Below are 16,185 nucleotides of genomic sequence, written 5' to 3' on the forward strand. Positions count from 1 at the left end.
ACCTTGCAGCTCGCTGCAGCCATTAGCCCGAATGATTGTTTGTCGGTGCCGTCGTGGCACCGACGCGCACTAACGGCTAAACCAGACCGGCCGATTTAATAAAGCCAGCAATCCCCGTCAACACGATCTCCGCCGCCATGGCAGAAAGAATCAAGCCGCTGATTTTCGACAAAATATTAAGGCCGGTTTTTCCCAAGATACGCTCTAAGTATCCCGACAAATACAACAGTTGCGCCAACAACAATAAGCCCGTGACCAGCCCCAACACACCGCCCAATACTTCTGGCACCTTTTTTAACTCAGCGCCATACACCAAGATGGCGCCTATGGTCGCCGGGCCAATAATCACCGGGATGGCCATTGGCACCACGGCAATGTCGTCACGATCCTCCTGCGGCAAACCGGTGGCGTGATTGCGCGTACCGCTGTTCACCAAGCTGATGGCCGTCAGAAACAACAATGAACCGGCGCCAATGCGAAATGAATTCAGCGTAATGCCGATGGCGCTGAACAGCACCGGGCCGGCAAAAAACAACACCAATCCCAATACCAAAGCCGCCAGCGTCGCCCGGCGGATAATGGAGTTTTTCTCAACCGCAGGCTGGCCCCGCGTCAGGGCTAAAAACATGGTCACCACAAAAAAGGGCGCCAACAGAAAAGCAAAGCGCACGGTACTGCTGAGATAGGTCGAGAAAAATTCAGCCCACATAAAACACCTTCTGGTTAATGCCGGTTTACTATTGGCAATCGCACGGCTCAGCCGCGAACATCATGGAGATTCTGATCACAAAAAAGTCTACGCCAATGGCGTTGCAACATAAGCCCCTGAAGCACAAATACCTGCAACAGCAACACCTCTAACAATCACATCACTAGAATCAGCAGAGTCAGACACAACAGAATCAGCCGCCGCAAAGCTCAGCAAGACTGTCTGTACCGCCGATCTATTCAGAAAAGGTAGCAGCTAGCGCCGTCAAAGGTTGGTGGAACCAGTAACGCGGTGAGCATAGAGATATCGAGATGTATTGCAACGCCGACAGCGAACGGTTCTGCTCTATCGCTGCGGTGATCGCTCATTGTCACCATGCTATTGGGCCCTGGTTGGTAATAACGGGTTGCTAATAAATGGTTGCTAATAAATGGTCACTGACTACTGATCGTTCGTCAGCAAACGCGGTGGGTTAACCATTTTACGCGGTATGCTTAACGCCCGAGCTCGGCTCTTTTGCTGCATTTCTGATGCCGCGTGTTGCAAGGTTTCATCCGCCCCTAGGTTGTCCGCCTGCGACGTCGTAGCGGTATTCACCCGCGTTTCGGCGCCCTGAAACAGCTGATGCTGATACATGGCCAACGCCTGGTGATGATCGCCTTTGCTGTGATTGAGATAATCTTGCATTTCTTGTGGCACATGATCGTGCAAACCGCGGGTCATTAACCGCCGGGCCGCGTCCCACTTCATCGTCTCACGGCTGTCATGCACAAACGCAGCCATGCGGCCAAAGTTACCAGCATCGCTTAACGGGCCGTGCCGAGCATGGGTCAATTGCTCGCCGGAGACACCGCGTGCGCCGAATTCCTCTAACGGGGTGGACATTGTACGAATGGTTTCTAATTGGGCGCGAACGCCCATCATACCAATCGCTGCTCGGGTGGCTTTGGGGTCATACCCGGTCGACTTCGGGTCTAAGGCGGTAAACTCGGTTTGGGCGGCGCGAATTCTCGCCGAGTCGCGCGAGTTGTGCCCTTTATTGTGCGTTCCCCGACCGGCCGTCATTTGACTTGGGTTTCTCAGGCTGCCCGGGTGGCCGCCCATCTCCACCGCCTTGCCCATATGATCCACCTGGTTGTACCACACCAGTGCCGCCGTATCGGTGCGGTCCATCGACAACTGCTTGGCCGCCTCGACCACCTGATCTTCAGGAACACCCGCTTTGCCCATATCGACGAGCAACGCCGTGGCCGCAGAGGTGCGCATGGTCTCATCTTTGCCATGGCCGCCGTAGCCGTGGTCCTCCTGACCCATGCGCCAGCTGTCTTTTAACTTTTTATTGTCGAGAGAACCACCAGACAGGGATTTATCCACAGCGGTTTTGCCAAACTGCATGCCCTGCATTTGATCCAGAGTTGGCTGATAGCCGTTACCTTTGCCCCACGCCGACATGGTTCACTCCCTCACTTGCCCGGCTGTGGAGTCAGCAAAAGTGGTGCCATTCACTGTTAAACACCATTAGAAGCATTAACCGCACGCTTCCGTTGGCTTTTTACCGAAAAAACCGCTTCTAAACGACTGCAAAGACGATTACCGCATCAAATAAGAATAAGACCTACGCGAGACCAATCATTCGACAGCGGTGTGAACTCAGCCGTGCTCTGGCATAAACATCGGCGCAAGCGGGTGAACAATGACCCATCCCAGGATGACATTTTTTGGCCATCGTCACCGTGATATAAAGGTGTTGCCATGTAAGCGCAGATCCTTTTCATGACACTGAGGTTATCTGATTAACCCTTGCGTTTATTTCGGTGCTGGCTGTCTCTGATTGGTTCATCCCGTAAACGAGGAAATACGATGTCTTGGCAAGACTGGTTGGAAGAGTTCAGCCGCATCCGGCAGAGCCTGAAAAGCAATGCCGCTTTTTTTATGGCGATGATGTCCGGTGTGGCGTTGGCCGGATTTTGGGACGATCAGCCTGAGCGTGGCTATTCCTTAATGCAAGGGCTCGTGATGGCATGGTTACTGGTCTCCATTATTGGCGTCAATCTACGGCGGGAAGCAGATGAAAATCGGCCAAATCAGTGAAATGACGGGGTTAAGCACCCACACCATTCGCTACTACGAAAAACAAGGGCTAATCAATGCCGCCGCCAAAGACAGCAGCGGCCATCGAGACTATGGGCCTGATGACATCGAACTGCTCAACTGGGTCGATTGCTTGAAAAACTCCGGCATGAGCCTGGCGCTGATTCGGCGTTATTCTGATGCGGTACGCAGTGGCGATCAGCCAACCCAGCAGGAAATTCTAAGCCTGCATTTGCAGCAGTTGCGCCTCAAACAGCAAGACATTCATCACTACATCGAAGTCACCGAGAAAAAACTGCGCCGCTTCAGCCCTTGACTTAGAGCACACTCTAACTTGTTAGGCTGCCGTTGGATGTTATTTAACTCGGAGTACAAGTTATGAATATCGACGTAACAATCATGCAGGCGCTCGTTGACCCAGCCAGCCCGCAAGGTGGCGGCAACCCGGCCGGTGTGGTGATGGATGCCGATGCGTTAACGGCGGCGCAAAAACAAGCCATCGCAGCTCAAGTAGGTTTATCGGAAACGGCCTTTGTATCGCGCTCTGAACGAGCGGATTTTACCTTAGAGTTTTTTACCCCAACGCAGCAAATCGCTCACTGCGGCCATGCCACGGTGGCGGCGTTTTCCTGGCTGCAACAGCAAGGACGCTTTTCCTCAGCGCGCAGTAGCAAAGAAACCATTGATGGTGTGCGCGACATCTGGCTCGACCAAGGCCGGGTGTATATGCAGCAGCAAGCGCCGGTGTATCAATCTCTGCAGCACGACCAGCAATTGCTGGCGTCTATTTTGCAGGGCGCTCACTGGTGCAGCGAACCGCAGCTGGTCAATACCGGCAATGGTTTTGCACTGGTGGAGCTGGCGAATTTCCAACAACTGCAAGCACTGACGGTGGATCAGTCACTGTTGTCGCAACTGTCTGAGCAGCTGGATCTGGTGGGTTTGTATGTGTACACCTTGGAGAGCAGTGACACTGCCTCGCCCGCGGAGCGCCACGCCAGCAGTCGTATGTTTGCACCGCGTTATGGCATCAGCGAAGAAGCGGCCACCGGCATGGCCGCAGGGCCCTTAGCCTGTTTATTACAACAGCGCAGTGGTCAACCCCAGGCCAATTGGTGGATTGAGCAGGGCCACGCCATGGCGCAGCCATCTCCTAGCCTGATTGAGGTCAAACTGCAGCTGGCGAGACATAAAATCCAATCGCTGATGGCGGGTGGTATCGCCAGCTTTGCTCGCACCCTTAGCGTGTCGATATAGCTCAACGCGAGTGACCGAACACTGACTGCCCCAACGATAAGTGCCATCAATTTATTGTTAGGTGCTTATCGCTCGGGGATTGGTGAGTGAGATGCCTGGTTACGAAATTAGGCAACGGGCACTTGCTTCCATGGGCTCATGTGGAGAGCGTGTTACTAAGCGGCGTATTGATAATCACTGAAACTCATCGGCACCAAAGTTACTGTGTGAGATTGCCCATTTACGATAAATACGATCAATCTCGCCCGACTGAACCAACTTTTCCATGCCAGCATCGAACTGCTGTGCCCAGCGCCTACCTTGTTCAGATTTTTGAAATGTCAGATATAACTTTTTGCCGGGCGCCAGAATGTGGATCTGATACCCCGCATCAAGATCGATCGATTGCTCGTTGGCGGCTTGGCGAATAAAGGCTTCGTAATCGATCATAAAATCCGCCCGCTCACTGGCCACCAAGCGCACCGCTTGCACTCGCTGTGACACTTCCAGCAGCTCAACGGTAATACCCTGCAGTAGGGTGCGGTGATAATCGTACCCTCGAATCCAGCTGATGCGCCGACCAGCGAGCTGCTCTAACGTGAGCAGTACGGTCAGCTGAACACTGGGTGCGGCCAATAGCGCCACCGGGTCTTCCAGCATAAGATGCCAACGAGGAATCGTGAAACGATCGGGCTCATCATACACACCGGCAATGGCATCCACATCGCCATTGAGGACCAACATCTCAGCCCGCTTCCATGGCATGGTTAAAAACTCCGGGCGCAACGCACTGCCCGCCAAAGCAGAGCGAATAATATCCCAGTACAGGCCACTGCCGTCTTCGTTGGTGTAGCCACGCCACTCTTCCGAGGCGATCTTTAGGGTGTCGGTTTGCAGGTCATCAGCCCATAGCAGCGGACACCACCATAGGCCCAGCACGCAGCAGGCAAGCATTCGCACAGCCGTATCTCCACAGGCATCCCTTAGCCAGTGTTGATAAGCAATCTGGCGCTGTAAAGCGTGCGGCGCAACTTTCTAACATATCGCTACCACACCACGACCATCCCGCCACCATCCCGCTACTATCCCGCCGCCATCACGACGAACTGTGCTAAATGCAGCGGATGGCCAGACGACAGACGCCATTGGATCAAACGCTAGATTCAGCACTGGCTCACAGTTGGCACTAAACGGGCCTGAAACGAGCTAAGCTCGGTGTCCCCATAAAACCAAGACTGCGTGAGCAACGGGGGTTGGATGGAGAACTAGCTGGGCGAATGCAACCCCAGGCGATTGCCCTCCGAATCTAGAAACAGAGCAAAAAAGCCGCTGTCGTCGGCGTGGGGCGTCTTGCTTAACAGAATCTTCCCGCCATTGGGCTCAACGCGAGATAATACCAGTTGTAAATCGTCGCCTGCGTTTAAATACACGGTGACGCCTGCAGCCGATGGCACGCAGCCTTCGCCTTGCATAATCACGCCCACCGTCGACTGCTCATCGTAGGGAAATAGGCCCAGCTTGATGTCGTCCATCTCCATGACCTCAATGGACACCTCCAAGATGGCACTGTAAAACGCCGCTGCTCTGCTTAGGTCGGTGGCTGGAATCTCAAATATGGCAGCTAAGTTGCTCATTGTTCACCCTCTTTATCCGTTAAATGGGACGATGTCTCGTCGCTACGTCGTAACCTAATGCCAGCAGCCAGATGCCAATTGTAAAAAACCGACAATCACATGCGATAAACACGCTATTTATAAAAAGCCGTTGAAAGCGCTGAGCTTTTATCAAGCAGGAATTTGCTCGGCGATACCCCGGTAAAGTGTTTGAAGTCTTTGATAAAGTGCGATTGGTCGTAGTAGCGGCTGTCGTGTGCGATATCGGTCAGGCTACCCTCTTGATTCAACAACAGCTTTAATGCCGATTGCATGCGTACCAGCTTGCACAGCTGTTTCGGGCTCATGCCGACTTGCTGTAAGAACTTTCGCTCGAGCTGACGCTGTTGGCTGGCATCGTAGCGAGCGGCATCGTCAATCGACAGCTGACCATTGCTTTCCGAGATTAATTGCACGGTTTTTTGCACCACACCTTCAATGCGCTGCTGGTGTGTGAGCCTGTCCAGCAAGAATGCCTCCACGGCCTTGATTCGATCCTTAGTAGTGGGCGCATCAATGATGGCTTGCTCTAAGCGATCGGCGGCTGGCTGGCCAAACACCTCAGCGATGGGAGTTTCTTTATTCCTCAGCTCTTTCAGCGGCATATCGACAAACAACGAAAAACCAAACGGCGAGAAACTCGCCGCAAAGCTGTTCACATAGCCCGTAGGTTGAACGTAAAACGGCTGACTGGTCTGGCCGAGAATCATGGCACGGGGCTGCAGCACAAACTCTGTCTCTGAGATAAAACGGCGAATGTCATCTCCCAGAATAAACACCAGCTCAATACCACCGTCAGGCACAATGATCTGCTTTGCTGGGTTTTCCTCCGCCGCGACTTCAAGCGTCCAATAGAAGTTGATAAGGGAGGCTAGCTCTTCACTCGGTTCGAAGGTGTTGTAGTCCATGCTTATTCCTTGATGCCTAAACGCCGCGTAAACAGACGCTAACACAGGTGAGGTAATAGGCACAGGCACAAGGCCAAAAGGCAGTCACAGCCCCGGCGAGACACACGAATAAAAGTCGACAGATTGAGCTGATGACCTGTTTTGGCAAAGCGTTGAGGGGCTCGGACGGCCTAGAGAACATTGACAGCAAGCATGAATATGCCTGTCATATGGTCCGTCACCAGGCTAGATAAAACCGCTCAGAAAGTAGACGAGCTAGAAGCAACCCAGGAGGAGATCCTTAGGCTGCTGCGGAAGATGAGTGGGGAGTGACTTCCGTCGATTTTAAAAACTATTGAAACCAGCCGTACGCCATGATCTATGCCGCTACAACTAACCAAAAGTACTTTCGTGCGCCCTAGCCACTTTAAAACCAAGGGGGTTTAGTCGCTAGGGATAAGGAGTCATCCACTTTGTCCAGAACGTCCAACCACATTTGAACCTGTCCATGCCCAATTGATACGGATGAAGTTAGATATGGAAGGTCGCTCGTAGATGCATTGCACATCTCCTCTTCGCTAGGCATAGCTTCCACGACTATTTTTCCAGCACTTAAGCTTTTGATGAAATTTCTTGCATGCTGACTGGATCTCCAAGCACTGCTGAACTCGCAGGATATAGTGATATCTGATTTGAATCCTACAGCGCTACTAATTTCAAACTCTAGGCTAGCGAAAACCGAAATCATCTCATCTATATATCTACAGAAACTTTGATCATTCTCTACAAATATTTTAACGAAATTACCCTTTTGAGTAAGCGTGGATACATATGCTATCGATGAAGGATCGACATCAATGAAAGAGGAAGTAAACCTATACTCCACAAAGCTCTTCAGATTTTCACTAACTGCGCCAATCCTCATCGCAAGAAGCTTCCGTTCATCGCGCGCAGTTTCTAGCTCAAAGGATCTTAATTGAGCTTCAGCTGCTCTCGCCAACTCGGCCCTCGATGCCTTCAACTCATCTGCATTCTGACTCAAGGCATCATTACCCTGCTCAATCATCCTCTCAGCTTGCTGTAACGCCTTTTCATTTTGCTTCAGCGTTTTCAGAAGTAGTATCAAGCCAACCCCAGCGATGATTGGATTCAGAACTCCACCGAAGAAGTCGCCGAAGGCGGCCCAGTCACTCACAGAGCCAGAGGGGCTCTTGCCGTGCCCGATCAAGAACCAAGAGCAATAGAATGCAAGTAATAGCAGCACCACGACGGAAACTATAATGATGGGATCGAATAAACCATCACCTTGAGTCTCATCATTGAAAGGTCGTGGTCGAGACGCTCTCCACACGATGATAGACAGCGCCGATACTCCCAAAGCTACAGTCACAAAAGCCCCAACACCATTCACTTGGAACAACTGCGGAATGAGCCAGTAGAACAACGCGCCAATCGTCATCCACGAGAAGTGGTATGCAATATTTCGGATGGAGATCTTGGGGAGGTCGATCATTGATGTGCGAGATTTGGTCACTCGCTCACCCTCTTGGCCACGTATTTGTATGCATCGCTGGCGTCGATTTTGAAAAGAGGAATCCCCCTTTGTTGGCAAATGGATTTAACAAGACGAGAGAAAGATGCGTCAGCATTTGGCATCAAACAAGCTCCTGCTAAGGCCTGAGCATTGACAGCATGCACTGCCGGCCCCTCCTTTTTGAGAATCAGCCGAAGCTCTTTTTCGTATGCCCAGCATGCTGCCTTATGCGCCATGAATTGGTGTTGCCTTCGAAATGCCTCATCTGGATCTGCGCTGGAGTAAATGTCAATAGCATTCAACAAGAACGGCCTAGCGCTGTATGTTACTTCTCGCAGGCATTTTTCGTCCGGCGCTAGCTCCGTGCGCTTGTACGCCAGAATCACGCCAGAGTTCTGTCCATAGTGAGCAATCATGGTTTGACTAAGCCCAGCCTTTGTGAAGCAGCAAACCCCAAGCTTAAGATTTTCTTCTACCGAGAGTTTGATCTCTTCAATTTGATGCTCATGGTGCTTGCGAAAGGCTCTGACAGCATCTGCCCGTTCTTCGGAAACACCTTTTAATCGCTCTAGGCCTTCTCGCCAGCTTTCTTCAGTATCAGACTCCATTGCCCCAGCATGGATATTAAGAACCTTTTCAATTAAGGCGGGCAAGGACTCCTCAGTTAAGGTCTCCGAGCTGCAAAAGTCGATTTGCAACTCACCAGGATCATTCAATTTTTTTCGGCTTTGAAATAGAAGTTTGTCATTTTCTATCTCCCCAAGCGCATACACAGTCGCTGGCCTATGGCGAAATATGAACCTTTCACCGCTCTCATCTTCCCAGTCTTTCTCTTCCACTTCAGGGCTTCCTAGACAGTTTAGGTCAATCATACCTTTGTCAATAGCAGTGTCTAGGCACTAGGTTACCCCATGTAACATGGACCACCACCTGAAGCGTGACTAACTTACGAGACCACTCAGCCCAAACGTAGGCACCGCCGTGGTTACAGGCCATTGGCCGCAGTAAGACTGCCCGTCGGGGATTTCGAAGCTGAATGCCGGGAGACCGACTCCCACCAATCTCTGAACTACCATTACGCAGTCGCAATGGAGCGATGCATCACAAGGAATTGAATATGGGAAACTACGATCAGGACTCAGCCGATAAAGAGGAAGTATACAGCCACCTATGTTCGGCATATGCGAAGGGCAAGAGCTATGAGCACCTCTATGAAATCAAGCAGGCGGAAAGCGACAGGATCTTTCATGAGATCAACGCAGTGCTTTTGGATTTAGGTCGAGACGTACTCCGAAGCGTGTCGGATATAACAGCCCCCTTCCCTATTAATCAGTACGCGGCAAAAGGAATCGCCGATGCAAACAACACGTCTGAAATCATTTCAGCCGTAGACAGAACCGTTACTGCAATGTCTGCCTTAGGAGCAGGCTCGAAAATGCTTCATGAACCGCGAAGTTCTTACCCTCAAGGGAGCGCCCCTGAAGCTGAGGAGAAGGAACGCATCCTGGCCTTCTTCCGGATGAATAATGCACTAGCTGAAGGTGAGGTGGACGCCGATACAGTACTGGATTTTTTAAGCAACCCGGAAAGCAGCGAGGCTGCCACTCAGATGACTGGAAGCACTATAGCCTCTAGCGAGTTCAACAAAGTCATTACCAAGGCAATGCAATTGGGGATCGATGCTGCCACTCCCGCCTTGATTAAAAAGGTTGCTGAATACGTTTTCAATGTGTCGACAACGATCCCACTCCCTCCACTCAATAAGATGACAGACGCCCACTGCATCATCCTTAATAAATCCCCCTATACGTTTGAGTTCATCAATGACAACACCAAACACGGAAAGGGGTTATCTCTGGTCAATAGCATCCCTGGCGCAATCGCCAGCTACCCATGGCTCGCAGACGGTAAAGAGGAGGAAACCTATTTCTCCACTGGCTATATATGTTGCAGCAAGCGTGACTCCGCCCTAATTGGCGTTGAGTACGGCGTTCAGTTTAAGAGCGAAGAAATCGAAACTACGTTTAACCTTGGGATTAGCGTTCCACTTATGTCGGGGCACAACAAGGTGCTTGTAAACCTTGATGGCGATGTCAGCGCGACAGAGATCAGCGAAGACATCGAGAAGCATGGCTCTGATAAGAGCATGTATAACAGCAATGAGTATGTTTCGGTTGAAGCCCGAATTTCGAGCGGAAGCGGAGGCGAGCCTCGCGTAGTGGTTATCATTGAAGCCGTCGAGAGTTAAATGCGTCGCCCCCTCGGCAATATGTGAGGGGGCTTGCAATCAATCAGACCCTGAAATACTCAGCGTCGTTTTGACTGGCGCGTGATCAGAGACCGTCGTATTGAGGTAAGCATTACGTTGAGATGCCGGCACAACGCTCCACGCATCCTTTAGCTCGTCCGAGATTAAAATGTGGTCAATATCGCTATTAACCTGTCCGGTATACTCCGTGTCTTCGACAGAGCCTGCTGCGTGATAAAAGTCTGGGCGACCATCATTATCACGATCGTTGTAGATCCCCCAGGCTTGAATCTCGCCATACGCCCCGCCCTCTTGCGCCACGTTCAGATCACCCAGCACAATCACATGTCCTGTGCGGTGGTTTGAACGCAACCAGTTTTCGCCCAACTCACGCCGCAGAAGAGAAACTAAAAGCCTTGTCCGGAATCAGTTGACCAGTACACCTCAGCCCTAATACCTGAAAGCCCCAAGGCCAGCATTCTGGCCTTGGGGCGTTGCGTGTAAGTGTTAAGCCAAATCGTCCTGATTCATGCGGCCTAAATATTGGTACAGCACGGGCACCACGATCAAGGTCAGCAAGGTTGACACCAACAAACCACCAATAATGGCCCACCCCATCGGTGACCACATGCTAGAGCCGGACAACGTCAGCGGCAGAAGCCCGCCAATGGTGGTCAGTGTGGTCAGTACAATGGGAACAAATCGTGTGCGAGCGGCAGCGGCAATGGCATCCAGTTTTTCCATGCCGTCTTTGCGCATTTGGTTGGCATAGTCCACCAGAATAATGGAGTTATTGACGACAATACCGATCAGCGAAGTTAAGCCAATAAACGCCGTAAAGCTGAAGGTATAGCCAGTTATGTACAGTGCTACCAAGGCGCCAATTAAGGCAAAGGGAATGGCGGCGAACACAATTAACGGCTGCACAAAACTATGAAACTGCAGCACTAACACAGCAAAAATACCAAACACGGTCAGGATGAGCGCTTGTGTCATACCGCCAAAGGCTTCTTTGCGATTTTCTTGCTCACCGCCGACGGAAAAGCGCATCCCTGCTGGCCAGTCGTATTGCTGCAACCGCTCAACCACGGCGTTGGTGACGGCCTCGGTGGTATAACCAGGAATAACGTCCGCGGTGACGCGTGCCATGCGCTCGGTATTGTAGTGCTGAAAACGCGCAATGCTGGTCTGTAGTTCAATTTCTGCCACCTGCTTTAAAGGCATTAAACTGCCAGATGCGGTGGTTAGATAAATGCCATCGAACACCGCCAACTGAGGCGTTGGAAACTCGGCAAATCTAAGCGTGAGCGGAAATTCTTCGCCTTCATCGTCGCGGTAACTGCCCATAGTGGCGCCGACCAGGGCTGTTCGAATGGTCTTATCGATACGATTCAGCGGTATGCCAAGCATGGCCGCTTTGTCGCGGTTGATATTTACGTGCAAATCTACCTTGTGTTTACCCACCGGGTTATCAACGCCTACCACACCTGGTGTGCCATCCATCAGATCGGCGATATCGCGTGACACGCGTTGCAACTCGTCTAAGTCTTCACCGATCACACGTATCGACACCGGCGCTTCAATGGGTGGACCTTGCAGAAATTCTTTTACCAGAATTTGAGCACCGGCAATGTCTGCCAATTGCGAGCGCAGCGAAACCACCAACGGCTCAACATCATCCAGGCTACTGGTTTTTAGGGTGACAAACAGCTGGGCAAAATTCACCGTCTGGCGGCTGGGGAAAATATTGTAATAAATACGAGGGTTACCACGGCCAACATTTTGCGCAATATCTACCACCAACTCTTGTTGACTCACTATGGCTTCCACGCGATTGGCCATGCGTTGTGTATCGGCAAAGCTGGTGCCTTCTGGCATGTCGATATTCACCAGAATCATGGGCTTTTCCGCTTTCGGAAATAAACTGACACCAATGGCCGGAAACAGACTTAAGCTGGCCACTAGCAGCGCAATAGATACCACCATCACCCGCGCCGGGTATTTCAGTGCCTTATTTAACCAACGCAAATACACTGTTGAAGCAAAGCGTTCTAGCGCTTGCTGCGCTTTGGGCATCGGTGTTGCGGCACGGGCAATTTTGCTTGCCAGCAATGGCGTCAACATCAAGGCAATCAGCAGCGACGCAAATAACGTCAAGGTAACCGTGACCGGCATGGCGCGCATAAAGGTGCCAGAGCCATTTTGCAGTAACAGCATGGGTAAAAATGCCAGCACGGTAGTCAGAGTACCGCTGGTCACCGCCCAAGCGACTTGCCGACTGCCTTCTATCGCTGCGGCGCTGCTGGAATCACCGTCGCGCAAATGACGCGACACATTTTCGACCACCACAATGGCGTTGTCGACCAGCAGCCCTAGGGCGATCACCAGCCCGACAATCGACATTTGCTGCAGACCAAAACCGCTAAAATCAACCCAGCCAATGGCAATAAAAATCGACAACGGAATGGCCGTGACCACCACCAAGGCAGGACGCCAGCCCAATACCAGCAGCGCCAACACCGCTACCAGCACCAAGCCCTGATTTAAGTTGCTGAAAAAACCGCTGATTTGGCGCTCGACGCTGACGCTTTGGTCCATCACCCGCTGCACACGCACGCCCTCGTTAAGGCGAGGCTGATAATCATTGAGAACGGCATCGATGCCGGCCATTACATCAAATATTTGCGAGCCCTTGCGCTGCACGACGGATAAAAACACTGCTTTTTCACCATTAAACTTGGCGCGGTAGCTGGGCAGACCTTCGGTCAATTGCACCCGAGCCAAGTCGCGCACATAAATGGTGCGACCGTCTTGCGCTCTTAGTGGTGTATCGCGGATTTGTTGCAATGAGGAAAAATCCCCGCTGGTGCGCACGGTAAAGCGACGCGCACCGGCATTAACATGACCGCCCGGGGTGTTGGCAGCCGCTTGACTAATCACCTGGTAAATTTCATCCACACTGATACCCAGTGCATTTAAGGTGCGTTGATCGGCCTGTACCTGCACCTCCAACTGTGGCAAGGCAGCAACATCCACTCGCTTAACACCGGCCACACGCTCCAAGCGCTGCTCTAGGGCATCGGCATGGCGCTGTAAAACACGGTAACTGGCGTCTTGCGCCGTTAATGCCAATTGCAAAATACTGACGTCGGCCGGGGAGATTTTATCAATGTCCAAATCGACAATGCTGTCGGGCAGATCGGCGCGCACACGACCAACGGCGGCGACGACGTCGTCGTATTTATCCTCCGGGTCAGTGCCATACAAAAACTCAACGCGAATGACCACCAGCCCATCTTCGATGTTGGTTTTAATGACGCGCAAATCGTCCAGTTCGTTAATGGCCTGCTCAATAGGATCGGCCACCAACTTTTCCATATCCAGCGGCGTGGTCCCCGGGTTGACCACTTTCACCACGGCGGCAGAAAAATCGAACTGTGGATCTTCAGAGCGCGGCATAGAAAAGAATGAAACAACGCCCAACAATAGCAGCAGCAAAAACATCACCCAGGTAAATTGGTGATTGCGTACTGCCAACTCAGGTAATTGCATGTTCAATTACTCCTGAATACGAATGGCAGCGCCGTCGGTCAGGTATTGTGCACCGCGCACAATGACCTCGGTATCGCTGGCTAAATTGGCCACCCACAGGGTGTCATCTTGCAGCGCCAGCAGCGGCAAACGCTGTAACACCGCGGTTTGGTTGCGGGCAATAAATACCTCTACTTCGCCATGATGACCGCGCACCATGGCAGTTAAGGGCAATGGCGTGGCCTGATACTGACGCGACGGGGTTATTTGCGCGTGGCCGACCAAACCGGCCAGCATATTGGCATCCGCCTGTTCAATGCGCAGCGCTAGGCGAAAGGTGTGTGATGCATCGGCGCGCCCGGCCATTTCGCTCACTTCCGCCGCAAACGTCTGCCCAGGAAAGGCATCAAAAGACAATTGCGCTTCATCGCCTAAGCGCAAACGTACCACATCGCGATCGGTCACACCGGCAGACAACACCCAGCCGTCGGTATCGGCGGCAAACGCAAACATTGGCGTGCCCACGGCCGCCAGTTCATTGGGCTCCACAAAGCGCTTGAGTACCCGGCCATCGGCCGGTGCACGAATCACCGCATGCCGCTGATTAAAGCGTGCCACCGTCAAGTCTGAACGGGCGACCTGAACTTCGGTTTCCGCTTGCTGCAAACGCTCAATTGATAACGCATTACTGCCTTGCAAAGATTGAAAGCGCGTCAATTGACGCTCGGCATTGGCCAACACCGACTCCGCCTTGGCCACTCGCGCATCGATCTCTTCAAGGTCCAGTGCCGCCAGGACTTGCCCTTGTTTAACCCGACTGCCTTCATCCACTGGCACCGATTGCACCAGCCCAGCAACCTTAAATGCCAGGGTCTGTTCGGACTGATTTTCCAGCAAGCCACTGACGAATACAGGTTGCGAAAACGCACGTTGCTGAGTCGTTTGTACCTGCACCACCACCGCAGGCTGTGCCATAACCGACTGGCCAAATAGGGGTAACAACAGTAATAAGGCTGTGCACCAAAGATTCATCCAAGGGTCCTCTAGTCGATGGGGCAAACGCGACAATGTTTACATCGAAAACATACTAGCGCCTGCATGTTAACGCCGTCAACTTAAAGCCAACGAAGCCGTGAGTGGGCGCTGCCAGCTGGGGTCCATTACCGCCAGTTAGCCAACAAAAGTCGCCCCTTTCAACATTGTTACGATGTGTAAATATTATTAGAGTAAAGGCTCTAAGAAAACAGAGGTGGCGCCATGGAACAGACACTTCAGCACAGCGACCCATTGCAAGCCGCCGCCATGGTACTGGCGCGCCACGGCATTCAGCTTCCCAAGTTCGACGCCCCCCCCTACTGTTTAACACCCTTCGAACAGGCACTGGCGATCATCGAGCAAGCAACGGTGACATCAGCCAAAAACACTTTGTTTTTGCAGTTTGGCATGCAGCTGGGGCTGCAACATGGCCGCAGCCACTTTGCTCAATTGCAGCAACAAACCTGGCTACAGCAATTGGTGTCCGCTGAGCTGGCACCAGATAAAGACACGGTTAATCTGATTTTCAAACCTCGCCACACGCAGTACCACCCTGGCTTTTGGGAAGCGCTGTTGGCGTACACACATGCTCGCTGCCCTTGGTCGCGCCAACAGCAATTGGAGCCAATCACTCTGCACTTGCCTTTTTCGGCTAAAGCACAGGCAAGCATGTATCCGCGTTTTTTCCCGAGTGTAGTGCAGTCCGATGCCAGCCATCTCATCGTCAGCATGAGCGATACACAATTTGCCCTCTGGCACCGGAGCCGCGAAAACAGTATCGAAAGCCACAGCACCGACAGCCAGCACTCGCGCAATAGCGCTGTGAATATTGTCGAAAAAACCATGAATTTATTAGCTTCGTCATTACACAACCCCTTATCACAGCAACAAATCGCCGAGCAACTGCTGCTATCGGAGCGAACGTTTAAACGACGGCTGCACGACTGTGGATACTGCTATCAAACATTGCTGGCAGAGGTACGCCTGCAACAAGCGCGCTGCTGGCTGGAAACAGACTATTTAACGGTGAGTGAAATATCCGTACGCCTGGGCTATGCCAATGTGGCGAATTTTTCAAAGGCTTTTAAAAAGTGGGCAGGCTGCTCCCCCAGTTTTTGGGGAGACAAAAAAGAGACCATTGTTCACTCGAACTGGCCACCGCTAGAAAGAGCGTTTTAATCCGATAAATGGCATCTAATCTGTGGTCGCTTTTGCAAGTGGCGACTTATTGCAGACACAAAAAAAAGGGAGGCTAAGCCTCC

At 52.0% G+C, this 16,185-nt stretch carries 15 protein-coding genes; 5 read left to right on the top strand and 10 right to left on the bottom strand.

Annotation, left to right across the window (positions count from 1 at the left end; genetic code table 11):
* Positions 1 to 76: 76 nt before the first annotated feature.
* Entirely contained in the window at positions 77 to 709 is a 633-nt protein-coding gene (locus CHH28_RS16665; protein ID WP_094061378.1) for a MarC family protein, read from the bottom strand.
* A gap of 441 nt (positions 710 to 1,150) precedes the next feature.
* A complete protein-coding gene (locus CHH28_RS16670) occupies positions 1,151 to 2,161 on the bottom strand; it encodes a hypothetical protein (RefSeq protein WP_094061379.1) in 1,011 nt (336 codons plus the stop codon).
* A gap of 408 nt (positions 2,162 to 2,569) precedes the next feature.
* On the opposite strand from CHH28_RS16670, the gene CHH28_RS16675 reads away from it, so the two are divergent.
* The 3 genes from CHH28_RS16675 (at position 2,570) to CHH28_RS16685 (ending at position 4,057) form a co-directional block, all read left to right on the top strand.
* A complete protein-coding gene (locus tag CHH28_RS16675; protein ID WP_094061380.1) occupies positions 2,570 to 2,800 on the top strand; it encodes a hypothetical protein in 231 nt (76 codons plus the stop codon).
* Positions 2,778 to 3,116 carry a MerR family transcriptional regulator gene (locus tag CHH28_RS16680; protein ID WP_094061381.1) on the top strand — a complete coding sequence of 113 codons (339 nt, stop codon included), beginning with the start codon at positions 2,778 to 2,780 and terminating at the stop codon, positions 3,114 to 3,116. Before CHH28_RS16675 ends, CHH28_RS16680 begins: the two co-directional genes overlap by 23 nt.
* Positions 3,117 to 3,178: 62 nt before the next feature.
* Positions 3,179 to 4,057 (top strand): PhzF family phenazine biosynthesis protein, encoded by an 879-nt coding sequence (locus CHH28_RS16685; RefSeq protein ID WP_094061382.1) that lies wholly within the window; start codon positions 3,179 to 3,181, stop codon positions 4,055 to 4,057.
* Positions 4,058 to 4,231: 174 nt separating this feature from the next.
* Here CHH28_RS16685 and CHH28_RS16690 read toward each other — a convergent pair whose 3' ends face one another.
* The 5 genes from CHH28_RS16690 to CHH28_RS16710 all read right to left on the bottom strand — a co-directional run bounded on the left by CHH28_RS16690 (position 4,232) and on the right by CHH28_RS16710 (position 8,948).
* Positions 4,232 to 4,990: a substrate-binding periplasmic protein gene (locus CHH28_RS16690; RefSeq protein ID WP_094061383.1), complete on the bottom strand. Its 759-nt coding sequence runs from the start codon at positions 4,988 to 4,990 to the stop codon at positions 4,232 to 4,234.
* Between the two features lie 311 nt (positions 4,991 to 5,301).
* Positions 5,302 to 5,670 (bottom strand): VOC family protein, encoded by a 369-nt coding sequence (locus CHH28_RS16695; RefSeq protein WP_094061384.1) that lies wholly within the window; start codon positions 5,668 to 5,670, stop codon positions 5,302 to 5,304.
* Positions 5,671 to 5,783: 113 nt separating this feature from the next.
* Positions 5,784 to 6,596, bottom strand: a complete 813-nt coding sequence (locus CHH28_RS16700) for a helix-turn-helix transcriptional regulator (RefSeq protein ID WP_094061385.1) — start codon at positions 6,594 to 6,596, stop codon at positions 5,784 to 5,786.
* A gap of 406 nt (positions 6,597 to 7,002) precedes the next feature.
* A complete protein-coding gene (locus CHH28_RS16705; RefSeq protein WP_157729968.1) occupies positions 7,003 to 8,109 on the bottom strand; it encodes a hypothetical protein in 1,107 nt (368 codons plus the stop codon).
* Positions 8,106 to 8,948, bottom strand: coding sequence for a DUF2971 domain-containing protein (locus CHH28_RS16710; RefSeq protein WP_157729969.1), 843 nt, complete (start codon positions 8,946 to 8,948; stop codon positions 8,106 to 8,108). Before CHH28_RS16710 ends, CHH28_RS16705 begins: the two co-directional genes overlap by 4 nt.
* A gap of 278 nt (positions 8,949 to 9,226) precedes the next feature.
* Here CHH28_RS16710 and CHH28_RS16715 point away from each other — a divergent pair, with 278 nt between their 5' ends.
* On the top strand, positions 9,227 to 10,357 hold the full coding sequence (locus tag CHH28_RS16715; RefSeq protein ID WP_094061388.1) for a hypothetical protein: 1,131 nt from the start codon (positions 9,227 to 9,229) through the stop codon (positions 10,355 to 10,357).
* A gap of 39 nt (positions 10,358 to 10,396) precedes the next feature.
* On the opposite strand, the gene CHH28_RS16720 is transcribed toward CHH28_RS16715, so the two are convergent.
* The 3 genes from CHH28_RS16720 to CHH28_RS16730 form a co-directional block, all read right to left on the bottom strand.
* On the bottom strand, positions 10,397 to 10,744 hold the full coding sequence (locus tag CHH28_RS16720) for an endonuclease/exonuclease/phosphatase family protein (protein ID WP_199243932.1): 348 nt from the start codon (positions 10,742 to 10,744) through the stop codon (positions 10,397 to 10,399).
* Positions 10,745 to 10,864: 120 nt separating this feature from the next.
* Complete coding sequence (locus tag CHH28_RS16725) at positions 10,865 to 13,909, bottom strand: efflux RND transporter permease subunit (protein ID WP_094061390.1); 3,045 nt, start codon at positions 13,907 to 13,909, stop codon at positions 10,865 to 10,867.
* A gap of 6 nt (positions 13,910 to 13,915) precedes the next feature.
* Positions 13,916 to 14,920, bottom strand: coding sequence for an efflux RND transporter periplasmic adaptor subunit (locus CHH28_RS16730; protein ID WP_094061391.1), 1,005 nt, complete (start codon positions 14,918 to 14,920; stop codon positions 13,916 to 13,918).
* A 225-nt stretch (positions 14,921 to 15,145) separates the two neighbouring features.
* Between CHH28_RS16730 and CHH28_RS16735 the strand changes: the two genes are divergently transcribed.
* Complete coding sequence (locus CHH28_RS16735; RefSeq protein ID WP_094061392.1) at positions 15,146 to 16,102, top strand: helix-turn-helix transcriptional regulator; 957 nt, start codon at positions 15,146 to 15,148, stop codon at positions 16,100 to 16,102.
* Positions 16,103 to 16,185: the final 83 nt, after the last annotated feature.

It is taken from the genome of Bacterioplanes sanyensis (assembly GCF_002237535.1).
Classification (GTDB): domain Bacteria; phylum Pseudomonadota; class Gammaproteobacteria; order Pseudomonadales; family Oceanobacteraceae; genus Bacterioplanes; species Bacterioplanes sanyensis_A.

Excerpts from the sequence above, each read along its gene's own strand:
- CHH28_RS16695 (WP_094061384.1), bottom strand. The coding sequence starts at position 5,670 with ATGAGCAACTTAGCTGCCATATTTGAGATTCCAGCCACCGACCTAAGC.
- CHH28_RS16700 (WP_094061385.1), bottom strand. The coding sequence starts at position 6,596 with ATGGACTACAACACCTTCGAACCGAGTGAAGAGCTAGCCTCCCTTATC.
- CHH28_RS16690 (WP_094061383.1), bottom strand. The coding sequence starts at position 4,990 with ATGCTTGCCTGCTGCGTGCTGGGCCTATGGTGGTGTCCGCTGCTATGG.
- CHH28_RS16675 (WP_094061380.1), top strand. The coding sequence starts at position 2,570 with ATGTCTTGGCAAGACTGGTTGGAAGAGTTCAGCCGCATCCGGCAGAGC.
- CHH28_RS16725 (WP_094061390.1), bottom strand. The coding sequence starts at position 13,909 with ATGCAATTACCTGAGTTGGCAGTACGCAATCACCAATTTACCTGGGTG.
- CHH28_RS16670 (WP_094061379.1), bottom strand. The coding sequence starts at position 2,161 with ATGTCGGCGTGGGGCAAAGGTAACGGCTATCAGCCAACTCTGGATCAA.
- CHH28_RS16735 (WP_094061392.1), top strand. The coding sequence starts at position 15,146 with ATGGAACAGACACTTCAGCACAGCGACCCATTGCAAGCCGCCGCCATG.
- CHH28_RS16665 (WP_094061378.1), bottom strand. The coding sequence starts at position 709 with ATGTGGGCTGAATTTTTCTCGACCTATCTCAGCAGTACCGTGCGCTTT.
- CHH28_RS16685 (WP_094061382.1), top strand. The coding sequence starts at position 3,179 with ATGAATATCGACGTAACAATCATGCAGGCGCTCGTTGACCCAGCCAGC.
- CHH28_RS16680 (WP_094061381.1), top strand. The coding sequence starts at position 2,778 with ATGAAAATCGGCCAAATCAGTGAAATGACGGGGTTAAGCACCCACACC.
- CHH28_RS16730 (WP_094061391.1), bottom strand. The coding sequence starts at position 14,920 with ATGAATCTTTGGTGCACAGCCTTATTACTGTTGTTACCCCTATTTGGC.
- CHH28_RS16715 (WP_094061388.1), top strand. The coding sequence starts at position 9,227 with ATGGGAAACTACGATCAGGACTCAGCCGATAAAGAGGAAGTATACAGC.